The organism is Dinoroseobacter sp. S76, from assembly GCF_049801095.1.
Lineage (GTDB): Bacteria > Pseudomonadota > Alphaproteobacteria > Rhodobacterales > Rhodobacteraceae > Dinoroseobacter.
In genome coordinates, this window is record NZ_JBNAGH010000002.1 from 170963 (window position 1) to 191278 (window position 20316).

Below are 20316 nucleotides of genomic sequence, written 5' to 3' on the forward strand. Positions count from 1 at the left end.
AGAGCAAAACGTCTAGAACATCACCCCGACCAGCCAGAGCGTGAGGCCCGGGAAGGCCACGAGGATCACCACCCGGATCAGGTCCGAGGCCACGAAGGGCGCGACCCCGCGATAGGTCCGGCCCATGGGCACATCCCGCGCCATGGAGTTGATGATGAAGAGGTTCATCCCCACGGGCGGTGTGATCAGCCCAACCTCCACCACGATGAGCGCGAGGATCCCGAACCAGATCGCCGCCTCCTCTGGTGTCAGGCCGAAATCCAGCGCCTGCACAATGGGAAAGAAGATCGGAATCGTCAGCAGGATCATCGACAGGCTGTCCATGACACAGCCGAAAATCAGATAGCAGAGCAGCATCGCCGAAAGCACCATGAGCGGCGCAAAGCCCTGGGTCGTGACCCACTCGGCCAGCTGCTGCGGCGCCTGGGTGAAGGCGAGGAAAGAGTTGAAGAGCTGCGCGCCCAGCACGATGAAAAAGATCATCGCCGAAGCGCTCGCGGTTTGCAGGATCGAGTCAAGCAACCCGCGCCAGGTTAGCCCGCCCGTCGCCCAGCCATAGAGCCCGGTGGCGACCGCCCCCACGGCCGCCCCTTCGGTCGGCGTGAAGAGCGCCTGCACCCCGTCCTGCGTCCAGTTCCAGTCCCCGGCAATCCCGCCCATCACGAGGCCAAAGATCAGCACTACCGGCCAGATCCGCCAGAGCGTCCGCATCCGCTCGGCCACGGGGATACGCGGGGCGGTGCTCGCCGCATCCGGACGCAGCCGCACGTAGATCGCCACGGTCAGCATATATCCCAGCGCTGCGATAATGCCCGGGATGAGCGCGGCGATGAACATCTTGACGATATTCTGCTGGGTCAGGATCGCGTAGATCACGAGGATCACCGAGGGCGGGATGAGGATCCCAAGCGTGCCGCCTGCGGCCAGCACCCCGGTACTCAAACTGTCGGAATAGCCACGCTTGCGCATTTCCGGAAGGGCCACCTGCCCCATGGTCGAGGCCGTGGCGAGCGAGGATCCGCAAACCGCCCCGAACCCCGCGCAGGCGCCCACAGCGGCCATGGCCACCCCGCCCTTGCGGTGCCCGAGCCAGTCCGAGGCGGCTTGGAACAGGGCGGCGGACATGCCGGATTTCGTGGCAAACTGCCCCATGAGCAGGAAAAGCGGCACGATCGAGAGCGAATAGCTCGAGAAGGTGTCGTAGCTCAGGGTCTTGAGCTGGCTCAGGGTCGCGTTCGGATGTCCCAGCACGATCCATGTTCCGAAAAACCCGGTCAGGCCCATGGCCACCGCAATCGGCACCCGCAGGAAGATCGCCCCGAGCATCAGGGCAAAAGCCGTCAGGGCCAGCTCGATCCCGCTCATAGCGCGCCCTCCCGCCCCGCGAGCACCCAATTGAGGCTGCGCCAGACCGTATAGAGCGCCACCAGCACGAAAATCGCAGCCCCGGTCACCGCCATGGCGTAGGGGATCCAGACCGGCAGCTCGAGCTCATAGGTGGTTTCCGGGAAGAAGGGTTTGTAGCCCATGGAAAGCGTCTCGCGCAGGGCCTCGGAGCCATAGGGGAACTTTTCGCCAAACCCGAGCCAGAGCCGCCAGAAGATCACGCACGCGACCAACGCGATCAGCGTGTCGCCAATGAGGCCCGTGAACGCCTTCAGCCGCGCCGGAAAGCGATCCACGAAGATGTCCACGGTGACATGGCCCCGCTTGAGCTGGCACCAGGGCAGAAAGGCGAAAATCGCTACTGCGCAGCCCGCCTCCACCAGCTCGAAATCGCCGGTGATGGGACAGAGCCCCAGCCCGATCAGGGCCCGTCCGGTGATCGAGGCCACGGTCAGAAGCGCGATCGCCACGAGGACAAGCCCGCCGCCATAGGCCAGCCAGCGCGCCAGCGCCTCGAGCACGCGGCCCGTCCGGGCCTCCAGGGTCGGTGCGATCATGTGAGCGTGTCTCTTACTCTGGCAGGCAGGGATGGGTCAGAGCCGTCCCCTCGGGTCGGCCCTTGATGTACCGCGCTGGGTCAGGGACGCAAGGGGCAGAACGTCTGCCGTGTTGCGGACGGGATCCGGGCTGGGCGGGTCCGCGCGACGCGCATGCGTGTCGCGCCACGGGAACATCCCCATCCGCCGGAGAGGTGGCAGGTCCCGCATGCGGGACCTGCGGACGCGCTCAGCTGCCGCCGTTTTCGTGCTTGGTCACGAACATCTTGGCATCTTCGACCATGGCCGCGCCAGGCAGGCCCTTGCTCTCCATCTCCGCGGCCCAGGCTGCGGTCAGATCATCGCCGATCTTGCGCAGCTCGGCGACCGTCCCGTCATCGAGAACGTGGATCTTGTTATCGGTGCCCGCAACGACCCCCTCCCCAAGCTCATCGCCCTGATCCATGGCGCGCCCGGCCCAGGCCGAAGCCTCCAGCCCGGAGTTGGCGTCGATCACCGCCTTGAGGTCATCGGGCAGCCGGTCATAGCTGGCCTTGTTCATCCCCCAGACAAAGAACGTATTGTAGAGCGCCCGGTCCCCGCCGATCTGCGTATGGCTGTCAGCCAGCTCATGCACCTTCAGCGGCGGCACGATCTCCCACGGGATCACGCCCCCATCAACGATCCCCTTGGACAGGGATTCCGGAAAGGCAGGCACCGGCATCCCCACGGGCGTGGCGCCCAGCGTCTCCAGCAGCTTGTTGGCCTGACGCGACGGCCCACGCAGCTTCAGCCCGTCGAAATCCGCGGTGCCCATGATCGGATCACCCTTCTTGTGGATCACGCCGGGCCCATGCACATGGACCGCCATCAGGTGGATATCGCCCATCCGCTCCATCAGGTATTTCTCGGTGAACTCCCAGGCCGCGCGGGACGACGCCTCTGCGGACATGGTCGTCATGAAGGGAAGCTCGAACGCCTCGCTTTCCGGGAAGCGTCCAGGCGTATAGGCCGGCAAGGCCCAGCCGCAATCGATGACCCCATCGCGGATCTGGTCATAAAGCGCGGGCGGCTTCCCCCCGAGCTGCATCGCCGGATAGATCTCGACCTTGATCCGCCCCTTGGATTCCGCCTCGATCTTCTCCGCCCAGGGCGTGATGAAGAATTTGGGCACCGACCCTTGCGGGCTCAGGAAATGCTGACAGCGGAGCGTGACCTCCTGGGCCGCCACGGCGCCCGCACCAAGCGTCAGGGCCACCGCCCCCGTGAGGACGGTCTTCATAAGGCTGTTCATGGTGTTCCCTCCCTGGAACGACTGCAATCACATATCGCCCGGGGCGGATCGGTCTGATGCCATCGCGGCCCCGGCTGCGGTGAGTGTAGCCGGACCACGCAAAAGCGCCAGAGGTTTGTTGCATCTGCAACGAGCGGCATATCGCACGGCGTCAGACATACCGCCGCCCGCAATTCCAAAGGCGCTCGCAACCCAGCAAACCGCGCGCGTTCTGCGCCAATTCGGGGCCAATTCAGGGCCAAGGCGCCCCATCGCCGCCGCCGGGGATTGACCCCGCGCGGTCCCCATGGTGCATGAGCCCATGACCTATGAGGCCCCGATGATCCGCACCCTGACTGACCGGGCACAAGCCCGCGCCACACCCCCGTCCGGCACATTCGGACCCAGCTGCGCGCGATCCTATGTCTGAAGCGCAGCTCAATCAGGACCCGGATGGGATGCCCGCGCAGACCGAGGATTTCGCAATCTCCCAGCGTCTCCACCAATTGGTGGAGGAGGCCGAGGGCCCCTCGGTGACCCTGGGCTGGGTGATGTCGCGCCTCCACGAGCAGGCCTTCGGACTGTTCCTGCTGATCCTCGCCCTGCCCTGCTGCATCCCTTTTCTCTACGGCATCCCGCAGGTGGTGGCGCTGCCGCTCATGTTCGTTTCGGCCCAGATCCTGATCGGGCGCCAGACCCCCTGGCTGCCGGAGCGCCTGAGCGCGCGCGAGGTCAAGACCGAGGGCCTGTCGAGCCTGGCCACCCGCGCCGAGCCCTGGCTGCACCGGATCGAAGGCATCAGCCGCCCCCGGCTCTCGGCCCTGACCCGCGCGCCCGCCGACCGCCTTGTCGGTCTGGCTCTGGTCCTCTTCAGCGCCTCGATCCTCGTGCCGCTGCCCTCGACCAACACCGTGCCGGGCTTTGCCGTGGTGATCGTGGCCATGGGATTGCTGCAGCGGGACGGGATCCTCGTGATCCTCGGCACCATTCTCGGCACAGCCTGGATCGGCACTCTGCTCTTTGCCGGGGCCACGGTGATCAGCCTGCTGAAATCCTGGATCGGCCTCTGATTGTGATCCGCGAGGGCCTTGCAGCGCCCCGGGACATGGGCGATGAACGCCCATCCCATCCGCCGGTCTCAGAGGTTTCGATGCTCGATAATCCCCGCATGCTCGCACTGCTCGCCGCTGGCGGGTCTCTCGCGATGCTCCTGGGCGCCTTCGGCTTTCAACATCTCGGCGGTCTCGCCCCCTGTGCCATGTGCCTCTGGCAGCGTTGGCCCCATGCGGTGGCGGTGCTGGCGGGCGGGCTCAGCCTTGTCTCCCCCCTCGCGGCCTGGCTGGGGCTCGGCGGAGCGCTGACCACAGCGGGGATCGGCGGCTACCATACGGGCGTCGAGCGTGGCTGGTGGGAGGGCCCGACCACCTGCACCTCCGGCGATATCACGGGCATGAGCCCCGAAGACCTGCTCGCCTCGATCATGGAGGCCCCGCTCGTGCGCTGTGACGAGGTCGCGTGGGAGATGCTGGGCCTCTCCATGGCGAGCTGGAACATGGTGATCAGTCTGGGCCTTGCCGCGCTCTGGGCGCTGGCGCTGCTCCGTCAAGCGCGGGCCTGAGCCGGGCTCAGCGGCATTCCCGCGCCACAGGGCATTCTCGAACCACAGAGCGGAGCGCGCGGGTTAACACATGCCTGCACCACCGTGCGCCCGTGCCCGACACTTGCCCGACACATGTCCGACAGGAGGCAGACGGCGCGCCGACCCCGTCGGGCGGGCCCTCAGACCTAGTGCAGAGGCAACTCATGGGTGACGTGCCGCCACTCTCCGGGCGAGATCATCTTGCGATGGGCGAAGCGCACGGAATGCAGCGCGCCCTCAATCTCGGCCTGCCAGAATTCAATGAATTTGAACAGCGCCGGATAGTCTGGTGCCAGGTCATAGTCCTGCCAGATGAAGGTGTTCAGAACGCTCGGATGGTCGGGCATGCGGTAATACATCTCCGCCGTGGTCAACCCGTATCCGCGCAGCATCAATTCGGTTTCCTGGCCTGCCATATGCGTCTCCGTTCTTGTCCCATGGGGATATCGAGCCATATCAGGATTAATAAAGCAATAAGAACAGCATGTTAGCACCCCCCTCCGGGGGCTGCTCGTAAATCTCATGCACAACTTGTGCGCAAGATGAAGGTTCTGTTATACTCCAAGGGACTAAATATTGTGCCTCTGACAAAGGAGTTCGGCCCACGTGACCGACACCCCGGAACCCCCTGAAAACATGGACGAAACCCCCGGCGGCGGGTCCGACTATACGGGGCCGACCATCTCCATCGCGGAGGAGATGAAGAGCTCCTATCTCGATTATGCCATGAGCGTGATCGTCAGTCGGGCGATCCCGGATCTGCGCGATGGGCTCAAGCCCGTGCACCGGCGCATCCTCTATGCCATGCATGAGACCGGGAACTCCCATGACAAGGCCTATCGCAAATCGGCGCGGCCCGTGGGCGATGTCATGGGCAAATACCACCCCCATGGGGATGGCGCGATCTATGACGCGCTGGTGCGCATGGCGCAGGATTTCTCCATGTCCCTGCCGCTTCTGGATGGTCAGGGCAATTTCGGGTCCATGGATGGCGATAACCCCGCCGCCATGCGCTATACCGAAGTGCGGATGGACAAGCCCGCTGCCGCCCTTCTCGCAGATATTGAGAAGGAAACCGTTGATTTCCAAGACAATTACGATGGCAAGGATCAGGAGCCGACGGTCCTTCCGGCGCGGTTCCCGAACATGCTCGTCAATGGCGCCGGCGGCATCGCGGTCGGTATGGCCACGAATATCCCGCCCCATAATCTGGGCGAGGTGATCGACGCGACGCTGGCCCTGATCGAGACTCCGGATCTCGAGGTTGAGGACCTGATGCAATACGTCCCCGCCCCGGATTTCCCGACGGGCGGGCAGATCCTCGGACGGTCCGGCGCGCGTAAGGCCTATCTGGAGGGACGCGGCTCGGTCATCATCCGCGCCAAGACCCGGATCGAGGAGCTGCGCAAGGACCGTTACGCCATCGTGCTCGACGAGATCCCTTATCAGGTCAACAAAGCCTCGATGATCGAGAAGATCGCTGAGCTTGTCCGCGACAAGCGGATCGAGGGCATTGCCCATGTACAGGACGAAAGCGACCGGATCGGGGTCCGTGTGGTGGTCGAGCTGAAGCGCGACGCAACGCCCGAGGTGGTGTTGAACCAGCTCTACCGCTTCACGCCCATGCAGACCTCGTTCGGATGCAACATGCTGGCGCTGAATGGCGGACGTCCCGAGCAATTGACGCTCAAGGATTTCCTCAGCAGTTTCATCACCTTCCGCGAGGAAGTTGTGGCGCGCCGCACGGCGTTTGACCTGCGCAAGGCCCGAGAGCGAAGCCACATCCTCTGCGGTCTCGCCGTCGCCGTCTCCAATGTGGATGAGGTCGTCGCCACCATCCGCGCCTCCGCCGATGCGGCAGAAGCCCGAGAGAAGCTGATGACCCGGCGCTGGCCCGCCGAGGAGATCGCCGGTTACATCCGTCTGATCGACGATCCGACCCATACGATGAACGAGGACGGGACCTATAACCTCTCGGAGACCCAGGCCCGCGCGATCCTTGAGCTGCGTCTGCAGCGTCTGACCCAGCTGGGCGTCAAGGAAGTCACCGACGAGCTGCAAGAGCTGGCCGGTAAGATTCAGGAATACCTTGATATTCTCCGCTCCCGCGCGCGGATCATGGCGATCATCTCCGACGAGCTGCGCGAGGTGCGCGAGCAATTCGCCGTGCCCCGCCGCACCGAGATCGCCGAATGGTCCGGCGACATGGAAGACGAGGACCTGATCGAGCGCGAAGATATGGTCGTGACGGTCACCTCGGGCGGCTATATCAAGCGCACCCCGCTGGTCGAATTCCGCGCCCAGAAACGCGGTGGCAAGGGCCTGTCGGGGATGAACACCAAGGAAGACGACGTGGTCACGACGCTGTTCGTGGCAAACACCCACACGCCGCTTCTGGTCTTCACGACGGATGGAATGGTCTACAAGCTCAAAACCTGGCGTCTGCCCTCGGGTGGCCGCAACGCCCGCGGAAAGGCCATCGTCAACGTATTGCCGATCTCGACCGGGACCTCCATCGCGGCGATCATGCCCGTGGACCGGGACGAGGAAGACTGGTCCGACCTGCAGATCGTCTTTTCAACCTCTGCTGGAGATGTGCGCCGTAACGCCTTGTCAGACTTCACGAATGTGAAATCTAACGGCAAGATCGCCATGAAGCTGCCCGAGGGGGTGAGCCTCGTGAAAGCGCGGATCTGCTCCGAGGAGGATGACGTGATGCTGATCACCGCCTCGGGACGCGCGATCCGTTTCCGCACCACGGATGTCCGGGTCTTCAAGGGCCGCGACAGCACCGGCGTGCGCGGCGTGCGACTTGCGGAGGGGGATGAGGTCGTCTCCATGGCCGTGATCCGCCATTTCGTCGCCGACCCGCAGGAGCGCGCCGCCTATCTCAAGATGCGCCGCGCGGTGGCCGGGCTATCCGATGACGCCGAGAGCGATGATGAGGACGCGGTCGAGGCCGGGCAGCTCAGCCCAGAGCGCTATGCCGAGATGTCGGCGGCCGAGGACCTGATACTGACAATTACCTCCGGCGGGACGGGCAAGATCAGCTCGAGCCATGACTACCCGGTCCGCGGACGCGGCGGTCAGGGTGTGACGGCGATGGACAAGGCCATGCGGGGCGGCCCGCTCGTGGCCTGCTTCCCTGTGGAGCTCGACGATCAGATCATGCTTGCGACCTCCACCGGCCAATCGATCCGCTGTCCTGTGGACGGGATCAGCTTCCGCTCCCGCGCGGCGGGCGGCGTGAAGGTGTTCAACACCGCCCCGGGCGAACAGGTCGTCTCCGTCGCCTATATCGCCGATCAGGGCGAGGAAGATGGCGCCGAGGAAGGCTGAGCCACCGCGTCCTCGGGTGACGATCCGACATTTCCATCCCGCTTGTGAGCCTCTATATCGAGGCTCATGAGCACAGCAGATCACACACTCCACATCGTCGGCGGCGGCATGGCCGGGTCCGAAGCCGCCTGGCAGGCTGTCCAGATGGGCGTCAACGTCGTCATCCACGAGATGCGGCCCAAGGTCGAAACCTTCGCCCACAAGACCGGGCATCTGGCAGAGATGGTGTGTTCGAACTCCTTCCGCTCCGATGACGATGAGCAGAATGCCGTGGGCCTGCTGCACTGGGAGATGCGCGCGGCGGGCGGCCTGATCATGGAGATGGCGGATCGCCACGCCCTGCCCGCTGGCGGCGCGCTGGCGGTAGATCGCGACCCGTTCGCGGCCTCGGTCACCGAGCGGCTGCTGGCCCACCCGAATATCACTTTGGATGGCGATGAGATCACCGCCCTGCCCGAGGAGGGCTATTGGATCATAGCGACCGGTCCCCTGACCTCTGGCGCGCTTGCCGAGGCGATTGCCGCCGAGACCGGACAGGAAAGCCTCGCCTTCTTCGATGCCATCGCGCCGATCCTCTATTTCGACAGTATCGACATGTCCAAGGCCTGGATGCAGTCGCGCTATGACAAGGGCGAGACCGAGGAGGAGCGGACCGCCTATCTCAACTGCCCCATGGATCGCGACCAGTATGAGGGTTTCATCGACGCCCTGCTGGCCGCCGAGAAGACCGAGTTCAAGCCGGGTGAGACGGCGGGCTATTTTGACGGCTGCCTGCCGATTGAGGTGATGGCTGAGCGGGGTCGCGAGACCCTGCGCCATGGGCCGATGAAGCCCGTGGGCCTGACGAACCCGCACCAGCCTGACATCAAGGCCCATGCGGTGGTGCAGCTGCGCCGGGACAACGCGCTCGGCACGCTCTACAACATCGTCGGCTTCCAGACGAAAATGAAATACGGCGCCCAGACCGAAGTGCTCCGCATGATCCCGGGGCTGGAGGAGGCCCGCTTTGCGCGGCTCGGAGGGATCCACCGGAACACCTTCATCAACTCGCCGACCCTGCTCGACGCGCAGATGCGCCTGCGGTCCAAGCCCCATTTGCGCTTTGCCGGGCAGATCACCGGGGTTGAGGGCTATGTGGAAAGCGCCGCCATGGGCCTGCTTGCGGGGCGGATGGCGGCTGCCGAAATCCTCGGTCAGCCCGTGGAAGGCCCGCCGCAGGAAACCGCCATGGGCGCGCTCATCCATCACATCACAGGCGGCGCCGAGGCCAAGACATTCCAGCCGATGAACGTGAATTTCGGGCTCTTCCCGCCGCTGGACGGTGTGCGCGGCGGGCGGCGTGGCCGCAAGGAGCGCTACAAGGGCTACACGGATCGCGCCAAATCCGCCTGGATGGATTGGCTCGGGCAACCGCTCGCGGCGGAGTGATCCGGACGCACCCCGAGAGCCGATGAGAACGCGCTTCGCCCCTTCGCCCACCGGCCCGCTCCATCTCGGGCATGGGTTCTCGGCCTGCACGGCGGCGGCGATGGCCGAAGCGGCGGGCGGCACTTTGCTTTTGCGGATCGAGGATATTGACCAGAGCCGCGCGCGCCCGGAATGGGAGGCGCTGATCGCGGAGGATCTGACGTGGCTGGGCCTGAGCTGGCCTCGCCCGGTCATGCGGCAATCGGAGCGGCAGACGGCCTATGATGCTGCGCTGGACCAGCTTTGGGCCGAAGGCCTGCTCTATCCCTGCACCTGCACCCGCCGGGACATCGCCGAGGCCACGCGCGCCCCGCAGGAGGACACGCCGCTGCTGGGTCCGGATGGTCTGATCTATCCCGGCACCTGTCGTGGGCGGGATCGCAGCGGACCCCGGCCAAAGGAAGCCGTTTTGCGGCTCGATATGACAGCGGCGGTCGCGCGCTGCGCGCCGGACGCGCTGCGCTTTGTTGAGACCGGCGCGGGTCTGGCCGGGGAGCATGGGGAGATCACTCTTTCCCCCTCAGGTCTCGTGGAACGGGTCGGGGATGTGGTGCTCTGCCGACGGGATATGGCCACCTCCTATCACCTCTCGGTGGTGGTGGATGACGCGGCGCAAGACATCACGCATGTGGTGCGCGGGCGGGATCTCTTCGAGGCGACCGCGATCCATGTGGTGCTGCAAGCTTTGCTCGGACTGCCCGTGCCGATCTATCACCATCACCGGCTGATCCGCGACGCGGCGGGCAAGCGGCTGGCAAAGCGTGATGATGCGCGCGCCCTTGCGGCCTATCGCGCTGCCGGGCTTTCGGTGGCGGAGGTCCGTGCGCTCTGGTCCGACCCGCAAGGGTGATCGGCGCGGATCACCGCCTCACAGGCTTTGGCAAGCGCCTTGCGATCCGCGCAATCGGTCACCGGGATCGGGTCGTGAAACCGCACGCGCACATGGCCATGGCGCGGCTGAGCCAGCATCAGCAGGAGATGCCCCCCGAACTCCATATCGCCCCACCAGCCATAGAAGCGCGGATCTGCCCCCTCGGGCGGGTGATAGACGACCGTCACCGGCTGCACGGCGCTCCGCTCCCGCAGATCGGGCTGGAAGAAGGCTGAAAAGAGCGAGGATTTGAAGGGCAGCACCCGGCGGCTGTCACTGCTGGTGCCCTCGGGGAAGAGCAGCAAGCGGTGGCCCGCGAGGATCCGCGCGTGAAAGGCCTGCGCCTGATCCGCCGTGGCGCTGCGGTCGCGCCGGATGAAGAGCGTGCCCGTGGCGCGTGCCAGCCAGCCGATCCCGGGCCATCCGGCCACTTCGGATTTCGAGACGAAATAGACCTGCTGGCAGGCGTTCAGCACAAAGATATCGAGCCAGCTCGCATGGTTGGCGACCTGTGCCCCCTGCCCCCGCATGGGCATGCCGCGCACCTCGCGCCGCACCCCCATGAGCCAGAGCGACACACGGCAGACCTGCGTCGTGATATGGGGCGTGATCGGACGGTGGAGACCAAAAAGCGGACGCTCCACCAGCCGCAGGGTCAACAGCAGCAGGAGCCCGCCGAACACGACCAGCGCCATGGGCAGCCCGCGCAGCAGGATCCGCGCCCAATCCGCGAGACCAAAACGGCGCGAGGCGGGCGGCGCGCCCCCATCATACCAGGTACTCATGAGGCGCGGTGGGTGTGGAACGCCTTGCGCCGGTCGGACATGCGGGCCGTATCCATCACCAGACAGACATCGGTGGTGTTGAAGGCATGGTCGATGAAGGCCCCCTCACCGATCCCGCCCCCGAGCCGCAGATAGGCCTTGATCAGCGGCGGAATGGCCCGGCTGGCTGCGGCCGCGTCAAGCTCCTCCGCCGGGATCAGATCCATGGGCTGGAAATGGGCGGGCTGCGCGGTCACCCGCAGGGATGCAGGAGCCAGATGCCGGTGATGCAGGAGCGACAGCGGCGCGCGCAGCGCCTCGATATCCGTGCCGTGAAAACTGGCCACGCCAAAGAGTACCTCGACCCCGTTCTCCTCCACATAAGCGGCGAGGCCAGACCAGAGCGCCATCATCGCCAATCCGCTGCGATACTCCGCATGGACGCAAGAGCGACCTAGTTCCAACAGGTTACGCCCCGAATTGCGCAAGGGATCGAGGTTGTACTCAGCCTCGGAATAAAACGACCGATCCTGCGGCAGACGCTTGCCCTGCAACAGTCGGTAGACCCCGACCACACGGTCCAGATCATCCGCAGGCCGGTCCAGATCCCGCAGCAGGAGATGCTCGCAGATTGCGTCATACTCATCCCGCTCGAGCCGGGCGTCATGATCCACCAAAGCGCCCGAGCCACCGAGCTCCGCCACAAAGACGTCATAGCGCAGCCGCTGAGCCGCGCGCAGATCCGCCGGAGTCTCGGCCAAGGTGACGTCAAAGCGAGGCGTATGGGTCAACATGGCACGCTCTTTAACGCATTCCCGCGAACTTGCAACGGATCGGCGTCTTGCTGCGTTGACACAACCATAGGTTGTTGGTACCGTTAAGAAGTTGTCGGTTTAGGAAAGTCACTCCATGTCAAAAAGCCGATCCAATGCAATGCGCGTGGCATCCAGCACGACTTTGCCCTCATTCTCGAAATTGACCGTGATGCGACTGTTTATGTTTGACTGCACCTGCCCCACCCCCCACTCGGGTTGGCTCGGGTTGCGCACGAACATGCCCGGTTCCAGAAGCGCGTTCATCTCTGACATGGCAGTGCATCCTTTCGTTGGAGGCGGTTATGAGTGATCCCGGACAGACGGGCCAAGCGCAGGATCTGAGCGCGCTGATCGGATCCAGGATCTGTCATGATCTTATTAGCCCGCTTGGCGCCATCGGCAATGGGCTGGAGCTCTTGCAGATGTCCGGCGCGAGCGAAGGGCCAGAGATGGCCCTGATCGCCGAAAGTGTTGAAAGCGCGAATGCGCGCATCCGCTTTTTCCGCATCGCCTTTGGGGATGCTCAGACAAACCAGATGATCAAAGGGGCCGAGCTGCGCGGCGCGCTCCATGGCAGCTATCAGGGCAGCCGTCTCGTGATCAACTGGCAGCCCGAGGATATGCTGCGCTCGGACGCGAAAAAGGCGTTCCTCACCCTGCAATGTCTGGAGACGGCCATGCCCTATGGCGGCAGCGTGCAGGTCGCCGGGCGTCCGGGCGAGTTCGTCTTTACCGGCACGGCGGAGCGCTTTGCCTTTGATGAAATGCTTTGGAACGGGTTGGCGGGAACAGCGCCGCTTGATGGCTTACGTCCCGCACAGGTGCAATTCGCCCTGCTGCGCGAGATGGGCCAGTCAAGCGGTCGGCCGATCCGGGTGGCGCGGACCGACGAGCGTACGCTGACGGTCCACACATGACACATGCGCGATCCGGTCAGCTCCGGATCGTGCCATCCCCTTCGACAAGATACTTGAAGGAGGTCAGCTGCTCGGCGCCAACCGGGCCGCGCGCATGCATTTTGCCGGTCGCAATGCCGATCTCCGCGCCCATTCCAAACTCGCCACCATCGGCGAACTGTGTGGAGGCGTTCCGCATCAGGATCGCACTGTCGAGCCGCTGAAAGAAGCGATCCGCGGTGGCGTCGTTCTCGGTCAGGATGCAATCCGTGTGCTGCGAGCCATAGTCGCGGATATGGGCAATCGCCCCATCCACGCCATCGACGACCCGCGCCGCGATGATCATGTCGAGAAACTCGCGCCCATAATCGTCCGCTGCGGCCGGCACGGTACCCGGCACCCCTTGCAGCGTCTCGTCGGCGCGCACCTCCACACCGGCCTCGATCAGATCGGTCAGAACCTGCGCGCCCTGCGCTTCGAACCAGGCCTTGTCGATCAGCACGCATTCCGCAGCCCCGCAGATTCCTGTCCGGCGGGTCTTGGCGTTCAGGATCACGGCGCGGGCCTTCTCGGCATCTGCATCTTTGTCGAGATAGATGTGGCAGATCCCCTCGAGATGGGCAAAGACCGGCACCCGCGCCTCCGCCTGCACCCGGCCCACAAGCCCCTTGCCGCCACGCGGAATGATCACGTCGATCGTGTCGGTCATGGTCAGCATTTCGCCAACCGCCGCGCGGTCGCGGGTCGGCACAAGCTGGATCGCCGCCTCGGGCAGGCCTGCGGCGCGCAGCCCGTCCACAAGACAGGCATGGATCAGGGATGAGGAATGGAAGCTCTCGGAGCCGCCGCGCAGGATCACCGCATTGCCGGATTTCAGGCAAAGCGCCCCGGCATCGGCGGTCACATTCGGACGGCTTTCATAGATCACGCCAATCACGCCGAGCGGCGTGCGCACCCGGCGGATCTTGAGCCCCGTGGGCCGATCCCAGGCCGAGGTCACAGCCCCGACCGGGTCTTCCTGGGCCGCCACGGCCCGCAAGCCCTGCACGATCCCATCGATCCGCCCCTCATCGAGCGCGAGACGGTCCATCATAGCCGGGCTCAGACCCTTGTTGCGGCCAAACTCCAGATCCTTGGCATTGGCCGCGATGATCTCATCCCGTCGGGCCCAGACCGCATCGGCGGCCCGGGTCAGCGCCTCGGCCCGCTGCTCGGCTGGGGCAAATGCCAACTCCGCCGCGGCCAGCTTGGCTGCGGACCCGATTTCAGTCATCAGGGCGGGGATATCGGCAAAGTCTTTCATGACAGACCCTCTGGGGTTGGTTTGGACATTCGAGATACGGGGAAATCCCGGAACGGGCAAGACCGGCGCTTGGTCCGGCCCCTTGGAAGGGCTGGCTTACAGGACCATATCGTCCCGATGCACCAGCACGGCGCGGCCTGGATAGCCCAGCACATCGGCGATCTCGGCGCTGCGTTTGCCGCGAATGGCGCGGGCCTCGGCGGCGGTATAGCGGGTCAGCCCCTTGCCGAGCGCCTGGCCCTCGGGGCCGAGGATCGCCACGGGATCGCCGCGCCCGAACTGGCCCGAGACATCGGTGATGCCCGCAGGCAGCAGGCTCTTGCCCCGGCTGAGCGCGGCATGGGCGCCCGGATCCACGGTGATTTCGCCGCGCGGCTTCATCGCGGCAATCCAGTGCTTGCGCGCGGCCAGCGGATCCGTGCGCGGCAGGAACCAGGTCACCGGCGCGCCGTCGATCAATCCTTGGAGCGGGCGCAGGCGCGAGCCTTCTGTGATCGCCATGGCACAGCCCGCATCGGTCGCCGTCCGCGCCGCCAGAAGCTTGGTCTTCATTCCGCCCTTGGAGATGCCAGAGACCGCATCGCCCGCCATCGCCTCGATCTCGGGCGTGATCTCCTCGATCACGTCAAAGCGGCGCGCGGCGGGGTCAATGGCGGGATTGGCGCTGTAGAACCCGTCCACATCCGAGAGCAGCACGAGTTGATCCGCCCCGGCCATGACGGCAACCTGTGCGGCCAGCCGGTCATTGTCGCCATAGCGGATCTCATCCGTGGCGATCGTGTCATTCTCGTTGACGATGGGCGTGACACCGAGGCTCAGGAGCGTGCCCAGCGTCGCACGGGTGTTCAGATAGCGGCGGCGATCCGTGCTGTCCTCCAGCGTCACGAGCACCTGCGCCGTGGTGCGGCCATGGGGGGCGAGCACCTCCTCATAGGCGCGGGCAAGCCGGATTTGTCCGACGGCAGCGGCGGCCTGGGCCTGTTCCAGCGGCAGCGGACCGGTCCCGAGCCCGAGCACCCGACGCCCGAGCGCGATGGAGCCCGAAGACACCAGAATCACATCCGAGCCGCGCGCCCGGGCCTCGGCCACGTCCTGCGCGAGGCCCTTGAGCCAATCCTGGCGCAGGGCACCGCTTGTCTGATCCACCAAAAGCGCCGAGCCGATCTTGACGACAAGGCAGCGCGCGGTCTCTAGGGCTGCCATGCCTCAGGCTCCTGCTTGGCGGCGATCTCAGCCTGCCGCGATCCCTCGATCCGGCGCCGCACGGCGCGCAGCACATCCTGCACCCCTTCGCCTGTCACCCCCGACAGCTGCAACACAGGGAAACCACTGGCCGCTTGCAAGGCGGCGGCCTTCTCGGCGCGCTCCTCAGCGTCCAGTGCATCGATCTTGTTCAGCGCCGTCACGCGGGGCTTGTCGGCCAGCGCGCCACCATAGGCCTCCAGCTCATGGATGATGGTCTGGTAATCGGCGGCCACATCCTCGGAGGTGCCGTCGATCAGATGCAGAAGGACCGCGCAACGCTCCACATGGCCCAGAAACCGGTCGCCGATCCCACGCCCTTCATGGGCGCCCTCGATCAGGCCGGGGATATCCGCCATGACGAACTCCGCCCCGTCGACCCCGACGACGCCAAGGTTCGGATGCAGGGTCGTGAACGGGTAATCCGCGATCTTGGGCCGGGCGTTGGAGGTCGCGGCGAGAAAGGTCGACTTGCCCGCATTGGGCAGGCCCAAGAGCCCCGCATCCGCGATCAGCTTGAGCCGCAGCCAAAGCGTGCGCTCCACCGCTTCCTGCCCGGGATTGGCCCGGCGCGGCGCCTGATTGGTGGAGGACTTGAAATGCAGGTTGCCGAACCCGCCATTCCCGCCTTTGGCGAGCAGCACGCGCTGACCGACCGCGGTCATGTCGGCGATCACGGTCTCCTCATCCTCCTCGAGGATCTCGGTCCCCACGGGCACGCGCAGCACGATGTCATCGCCATCCTTGCCTGTGCGCTGACGGCCCATGCCGTGCTGGCCGGATTTGGCAAAGAAATGCTGCTGATAGCGGAAATCGATGAGCGTGTTCAGCCCCTCGACCGCCTCGGCCCAGACATCGCCGCCGCGCCCGCCATTGCCGCCATCGGGGCCGCCCTGGGCGATATACTTCTCGCGCCGGAAGCTGATGCAGCCGGCCCCGCCGCCACCGGAGCGGATATAGACTTTGGCGAGATCGAGGAATTTCATGATGTTGCCTTTGTGGGTTGCCGCCGCTCGTACAGGAACACGTCTGCGGGCTCAAGCCGGGCGCGGGAGGTCGCGATCCCCTGCCCCACATGGGCAAAGCCGCACGCCTCGAGCACCTTGCCCGAGCCCGGGTTGTCGGTGAAGACCTCGGCCCCGAGGCGCGGCAGATCGAAGTGATCCATCACCGCATCAGCAACGGCGCCAACGGCCTCGCGGGCATAGCCCTGTCCCCAGCTGTCCGGGTCGAAGAAGTAAAAGATATGGGGCTGCGCGCTCACACCGATGGAACCGATGAAGCGCCCGGCTTCGGTCAGAACCGCGAGGCGAAACCCAAGTTTGCCCTGCCAGACATCGCGCGCGATCAGGGCTTCGACCTCGGCCAGGGGCCAGGGCACGGTGGCCACGAAGATGTTGGGCGCCACGCGCGGATCCCCGGCGATCCGGGCGAGATCGGGCGCATCCCCCATCTCGAGCGAGCGCAGGCGCAACCGCGCCGTCCGCAGGTTCGGCAAGCTCTGGTCAGTCATGGCGCCCTCCACAGATTGCACGGTCATATTCCGCCCGGTCCATCCACATGCCTTTGATCGTCACATCGCAGTCGAGAGCCAGCGCGTGGATCTTGCGATCCGCGCAAGGCACAAAGCCCAGCTTCTCCAGCACATGGGCGGAACGGCCATTGCCCTCGTGATAGCCCGAGAGCAGCCCAGGCGCCTCCGGATCGGCAAAATGCCAGTCAAGCACGGCCCGCCCGGCCTCGGTGCCATAGCCCTGCCCCCAAGCCGAATGGGCCAGCCAGTAGCCAAACTCGCGCTTGCGCCCGATACAGCCGACCAAGCCGCTGGCATCCTCGATCATCCAGACCTGCCCGGCATTCTCGGTATTCTTGGCGATGAACGCCAACGCATCCGCACGGGTATAGGGAAAGGGCGCGCGGGAGAGCCAGCGCACAACCTCATAATCATTGATCGCAGTGACGATCGCCTCGGCATCCGCCTCCGTGACGGGGCGCAGACGGAGCCGGGGCGTGGTCAAAAGATGGCCCGGCTCCTGCATGAGGTCAGTCCACCCGTTTGAGATAGGTCCAGGTTCGGACCTTGGCGTTGCGCGCCACGGAGAAGGCCTCGGCATCGCCAAGATAATCGAACCCCGCATTTGTCAGCACACGCGCGGAGACCGGGTTGTCCTGAAAGACCGAGCCAAAGATCGTCTTGTTCGCCAGGGGGTTCGCCGCGACCAGAGCCGCCACGGCCTCGCTCGCGAAACCTGCATTCCAATAGGCTGGCGCGACCCAATAGCCGATCTCGGACTGGCCGCGATCCATACGCTCAAGCGAGATCAGGCCCAGCAGCTCCCCGCCGCCGAAATCCGAGGCATCGATCACCCAGACCACCTCGTCGGTATCGGGCGCACAGACACGCGCGACGAAGGCCTCCGCCGCCCCGGGGGGCAAGGGATGGGGGATCGAGGTCGTCGCCTCCGCCACCCGTTTGTCGCTGGCAAAGAGCGTCATGAGACCCGCATCCGAGGGGCGGATCGGGCGCAGAACAAAGCGCTCTGCGGTGATGGTCTGCACGCTCTCGGGCGCGGTCACGTCCATGGTCATGCTTGTCCTCCTCCGAACAAAACATACAGCACACTGGCCAGTGTCAGTCCTGCGAGCGCATACATCAGGCCGCGCTCGGCAGGTGTTCCAGCGACCTTTGCCGCCAATGCGGACCCTCCCCAGGCCCAAAGCGGCTGCAACAGGATCTGGCAGGAGATCAGGCAAAGCGCGATCGCCAGAGTTGCCTGGAACGCGGGGGTTCCAGGGTCGGTAAAGCTCGTGAACCCCGCCGTGATCATCGCCCAGGCTTTGGGGTTGAGCGGGTGCACGATGAGCCCCGCGGCAAAACCGGGTGCTGCCACATCCTCGCCCCGCGTGCCCGGCTGCAGCCGGATCTGCGTCACCCGCCAGGCGAGCCAGCAGATATAGGCGGCCGAGATCCATTTCAGGGTCTCAAAGATCCACGGGTGCTGGGTCCCCAGCGCCAGAAGACCAAATCCCATGGGCCAGATGATCAGCTGCTTGCCGGCGATCACGCCCGCCACAAAGGGCAGCGCCCGGCGCAGCCCGAACCGGGCGCCGGTGGTCATCAACGCCATGTTTGCCGGGCCGGGGGTTCCGACCTGACTGGCGGCGAAAACGAGGAAGCTGCCTATGGCGACACTCATATCCTCGGACCTTGATGGGGCAGCGCGGTGCTGCGGTTGAAAACGCGGGTCGTAAAACGAAAAAGACCGGCCTGGGAGGCCGGTCCGTCAGGAACCTGGGTCCTGAATTGGGAGCGGCTTACTCAGCGGCCTCTGCGACTGGGAGAACGGAGACAAAGGTGCGGCCTTTGAAGCCTTTCTTGAAGGAGACATTGCCTTCCGCGGTCGCGAAGAGGGTGTGATCCTTGCCCATGCCAACATTGTCGCCCGGCCACCACTTGGTGCCGCGCTGACGCAGGATGATGTTGCCGGGAATGACGACTTCGCCACCGAACTTCTTGACGCCAAGACGGCGGCCAGCGGAGTCGCGGCCGTTGCGGGATGAGCCGCCTGCTTTTTTATGAGCCATACCGTGTGCCTCCTATCAGCTGTTTGCCAGTTCCTGAGCCTGTGCGATCCAGCCTTCGCGCTCGATCCGGCCCTTGAACGACAGTTTCTCGTCCATAGCAGCCACGTCCTCTTCGGTCCATGCTGCAATCTGCGCGAAGGTGGTCACACCCGCTTCGAGCAGTTTCTTTTCCAGCGCCGGGCCCACGCCCGAGAGCTTCTTGAGGTCATCCGCACCTGCGGGGGCCTCAACCGCCTCTGCCTTGGGGGCAGCGGCTTTTTTCTTGGGGGCCGGTGCGGCGGCTGCGACAGCTGCGCCGGACACCGAGCCCGCGCCGATCGCGGCCTTGACGCCAGAGGCGTCGGCACCGGAGGCGAGGATGTCGGTGACGCGCAGCAGCGTCAGCTGCTGACGGTGACCCTTGGTCCGCTTGGAGCTGTGCTTCCGGCGGCGCTTGACGAAGTGGATGACTTTCTTGCCTTTGATCTGTTCGATCACTTCGGCCTGCACCCCGGCGCCCTCGACAAGGGGCGCACCGACGGTGCCGTCAACCATGAGAATCTCGTTGAACTGGACTGTTTCACCAGCTTCAGCGGCAAGTTTCTCAACACGGAGGATATCTCCGCTGGAAACCTTGTACTGCTTGCCGCCGGTCTTGAGGACCGCAAACATATGAACTTCCTTCATTTTCTACCGCGTCCTGTGGCCCCGGATGCCCGGTGTTTGTGATCCGGTCCCCCGGATCGCCGCGAACAGCGCGCCTTGTCTTTGGCGTCATTCAAAGCTCCGCCACCGGGACAGGCCCAGCACGGATGGCGGCTTATCCTCGACATGCCCTTGCAAGTCAAGGCGTTTCAGGGCCTCTATCCCGCCATGCGCGTGCTTTTCTGCCTTGTCGCCCTTGGGGCCTGCGGGACCGAGGCCAACCATCTGGGCAACCCCTTGCTCTGGCCCGTCACCCTGCCTGTCTCGGCGGTGGAGGAAGCCGTCTATTCGGCCCGCCGCGCGGAGGTCTCCAGCTTCGTCGCGGCCAACTACCCCGCGCTTCTGGACGAAATCCGCGCCTCTGGCGGGACCACCCTGTCCGAGGCGTTTGATCTGGCCAGGGTCCCAGCAGCCTCACGCGCGGAGGTCACAGCGCGCTTTGCCGAGGATATCGCACTCTATGAGGCGGACCAGGAGGCGCTCGTCGTGGCGCTCATGGTGTCTGGTCCCTAGGCG

General features: G+C 65.1%; 23 protein-coding genes. 7 read left to right on the forward strand and 16 right to left on the reverse strand.

Annotated elements, in window-relative coordinates; translation table 11 throughout:
* Positions 1-12: 12 nt before the first annotated feature.
* From ACP153_RS06605 to ACP153_RS06615, 3 genes are all read right to left on the reverse strand, one after another.
* Positions 13-1365 (reverse strand): TRAP transporter large permease, encoded by a 1353-nt coding sequence (locus ACP153_RS06605; protein ID WP_424970188.1) that lies wholly within the window; start codon positions 1363-1365, stop codon positions 13-15.
* Positions 1362-1943 carry a TRAP transporter small permease gene (locus tag ACP153_RS06610; RefSeq protein ID WP_424970189.1) on the reverse strand — a complete coding sequence of 194 codons (582 nt, stop codon included), beginning with the start codon at positions 1941-1943 and terminating at the stop codon, positions 1362-1364. Before ACP153_RS06610 ends, ACP153_RS06605 begins: the two co-directional genes overlap by 4 nt.
* 229 nt (positions 1944-2172) lie before the next feature.
* Positions 2173-3216, reverse strand: a complete 1044-nt coding sequence (locus tag ACP153_RS06615; protein ID WP_424970190.1) for a TRAP transporter substrate-binding protein — start codon at positions 3214-3216, stop codon at positions 2173-2175.
* A gap of 401 nt (positions 3217-3617) precedes the next feature.
* Between ACP153_RS06615 and ACP153_RS06620 the strand changes: the two genes are divergently transcribed.
* Positions 3618-4265 carry an exopolysaccharide biosynthesis protein gene (locus tag ACP153_RS06620; RefSeq protein WP_424970191.1) on the forward strand — a complete coding sequence of 216 codons (648 nt, stop codon included), beginning with the start codon at positions 3618-3620 and terminating at the stop codon, positions 4263-4265.
* Positions 4266-4345: 80 nt separating this feature from the next.
* Positions 4346-4813: a disulfide bond formation protein B gene (locus tag ACP153_RS06625; protein WP_424970761.1), complete on the forward strand. Its 468-nt coding sequence runs from the start codon at positions 4346-4348 to the stop codon at positions 4811-4813.
* A gap of 167 nt (positions 4814-4980) precedes the next feature.
* Here the strand turns inward: ACP153_RS06625 and ACP153_RS06630 are convergent, their stop codons facing one another.
* Positions 4981-5250: an usg protein gene (locus ACP153_RS06630; RefSeq protein WP_424970192.1), complete on the reverse strand. Its 270-nt coding sequence runs from the start codon at positions 5248-5250 to the stop codon at positions 4981-4983.
* Between the two features lie 190 nt (positions 5251-5440).
* Here ACP153_RS06630 and gyrA point away from each other — a divergent pair, with 190 nt between their 5' ends.
* The 3 genes from gyrA to gluQRS all read left to right on the forward strand — a co-directional run bounded on the left by gyrA (position 5441) and on the right by gluQRS (position 10490).
* The gene (gyrA, locus tag ACP153_RS06635; RefSeq protein ID WP_424970193.1) at positions 5441-8173 is read left to right on the forward strand and encodes a DNA gyrase subunit A; all 2733 of its coding nucleotides are present in this window, start codon (positions 5441-5443) and stop codon (positions 8171-8173) included.
* A gap of 66 nt (positions 8174-8239) precedes the next feature.
* Positions 8240-9601 carry a methylenetetrahydrofolate--tRNA-(uracil(54)-C(5))-methyltransferase (FADH(2)-oxidizing) TrmFO gene (gene trmFO / locus ACP153_RS06640; RefSeq protein WP_424970194.1) on the forward strand — a complete coding sequence of 454 codons (1362 nt, stop codon included), beginning with the start codon at positions 8240-8242 and terminating at the stop codon, positions 9599-9601.
* A gap of 22 nt (positions 9602-9623) precedes the next feature.
* The gene (gene gluQRS, locus ACP153_RS06645) at positions 9624-10490 is read left to right on the forward strand and encodes a tRNA glutamyl-Q(34) synthetase GluQRS (RefSeq protein WP_424970195.1); all 867 of its coding nucleotides are present in this window, start codon (positions 9624-9626) and stop codon (positions 10488-10490) included.
* On the opposite strand, the gene ACP153_RS06650 is transcribed toward gluQRS, so the two are convergent.
* From ACP153_RS06650 to ACP153_RS06660, 3 genes are all read right to left on the reverse strand, one after another.
* Positions 10427-11296, reverse strand: a complete 870-nt coding sequence (locus ACP153_RS06650) for a lysophospholipid acyltransferase family protein (RefSeq protein WP_424970196.1) — start codon at positions 11294-11296, stop codon at positions 10427-10429. The genes gluQRS and ACP153_RS06650 overlap by 64 nt on opposite strands.
* Complete coding sequence (locus ACP153_RS06655) at positions 11293-12069, reverse strand: GNAT family N-acetyltransferase (RefSeq protein WP_424970197.1); 777 nt, start codon at positions 12067-12069, stop codon at positions 11293-11295. Before ACP153_RS06655 ends, ACP153_RS06650 begins: the two co-directional genes overlap by 4 nt.
* A 108-nt stretch (positions 12070-12177) precedes the next feature.
* Positions 12178-12363, reverse strand: coding sequence for a DUF3553 domain-containing protein (locus ACP153_RS06660; RefSeq protein WP_424970198.1), 186 nt, complete (start codon positions 12361-12363; stop codon positions 12178-12180).
* Positions 12364-12392: 29 nt separating this feature from the next.
* Between ACP153_RS06660 and ACP153_RS06665 the strand changes: the two genes are divergently transcribed.
* Positions 12393-13007 (forward strand): histidine phosphotransferase family protein, encoded by a 615-nt coding sequence (locus ACP153_RS06665; protein ID WP_424970199.1) that lies wholly within the window; start codon positions 12393-12395, stop codon positions 13005-13007.
* Between the two features lie 16 nt (positions 13008-13023).
* Here the strand turns inward: ACP153_RS06665 and ACP153_RS06670 are convergent, their stop codons facing one another.
* The 9 genes from ACP153_RS06670 to ACP153_RS06710 form a co-directional block, all read right to left on the reverse strand.
* Positions 13024-14289, reverse strand: coding sequence for a glutamate-5-semialdehyde dehydrogenase (locus ACP153_RS06670; RefSeq protein WP_424970200.1), 1266 nt, complete (start codon positions 14287-14289; stop codon positions 13024-13026).
* Positions 14290-14385: 96 nt separating this feature from the next.
* The gene (gene proB / locus ACP153_RS06675; protein WP_424970201.1) at positions 14386-15492 is read right to left on the reverse strand and encodes a glutamate 5-kinase; all 1107 of its coding nucleotides are present in this window, start codon (positions 15490-15492) and stop codon (positions 14386-14388) included.
* Positions 15480-16517: a GTPase ObgE gene (gene obgE / locus ACP153_RS06680; protein WP_424970202.1), complete on the reverse strand. Its 1038-nt coding sequence runs from the start codon at positions 16515-16517 to the stop codon at positions 15480-15482. The genes proB and obgE overlap by 13 nt, the downstream gene beginning before the upstream one ends.
* The gene (locus ACP153_RS06685) at positions 16514-17044 is read right to left on the reverse strand and encodes a GNAT family N-acetyltransferase (protein WP_424970203.1); all 531 of its coding nucleotides are present in this window, start codon (positions 17042-17044) and stop codon (positions 16514-16516) included. Before ACP153_RS06685 ends, obgE begins: the two co-directional genes overlap by 4 nt.
* Positions 17037-17570, reverse strand: coding sequence for a GNAT family N-acetyltransferase (locus ACP153_RS06690; RefSeq protein WP_424970204.1), 534 nt, complete (start codon positions 17568-17570; stop codon positions 17037-17039). The genes ACP153_RS06685 and ACP153_RS06690 overlap by 8 nt, the downstream gene beginning before the upstream one ends.
* 4 nt (positions 17571-17574) lie before the next feature.
* Entirely contained in the window at positions 17575-18120 is a 546-nt protein-coding gene (locus ACP153_RS06695) for a GNAT family N-acetyltransferase (RefSeq protein WP_424970205.1), read from the reverse strand.
* Positions 18117-18728 (reverse strand): LysE family translocator, encoded by a 612-nt coding sequence (locus ACP153_RS06700; protein ID WP_424970206.1) that lies wholly within the window; start codon positions 18726-18728, stop codon positions 18117-18119. The genes ACP153_RS06695 and ACP153_RS06700 overlap by 4 nt, the downstream gene beginning before the upstream one ends.
* Positions 18729-18846: 118 nt before the next feature.
* Positions 18847-19116: a 50S ribosomal protein L27 gene (gene rpmA, locus ACP153_RS06705; RefSeq protein WP_424970208.1), complete on the reverse strand. Its 270-nt coding sequence runs from the start codon at positions 19114-19116 to the stop codon at positions 18847-18849.
* 15 nt (positions 19117-19131) lie between these two features.
* On the reverse strand, positions 19132-19767 hold the full coding sequence (locus ACP153_RS06710; RefSeq protein ID WP_424970210.1) for a 50S ribosomal protein L21: 636 nt from the start codon (positions 19765-19767) through the stop codon (positions 19132-19134).
* 159 nt (positions 19768-19926) lie between these two features.
* On the opposite strand from ACP153_RS06710, the gene ACP153_RS06715 reads away from it, so the two are divergent.
* Complete coding sequence (locus ACP153_RS06715; RefSeq protein WP_424970211.1) at positions 19927-20313, forward strand: hypothetical protein; 387 nt, start codon at positions 19927-19929, stop codon at positions 20311-20313.
* Positions 20314-20316: the final 3 nt, after the last annotated feature.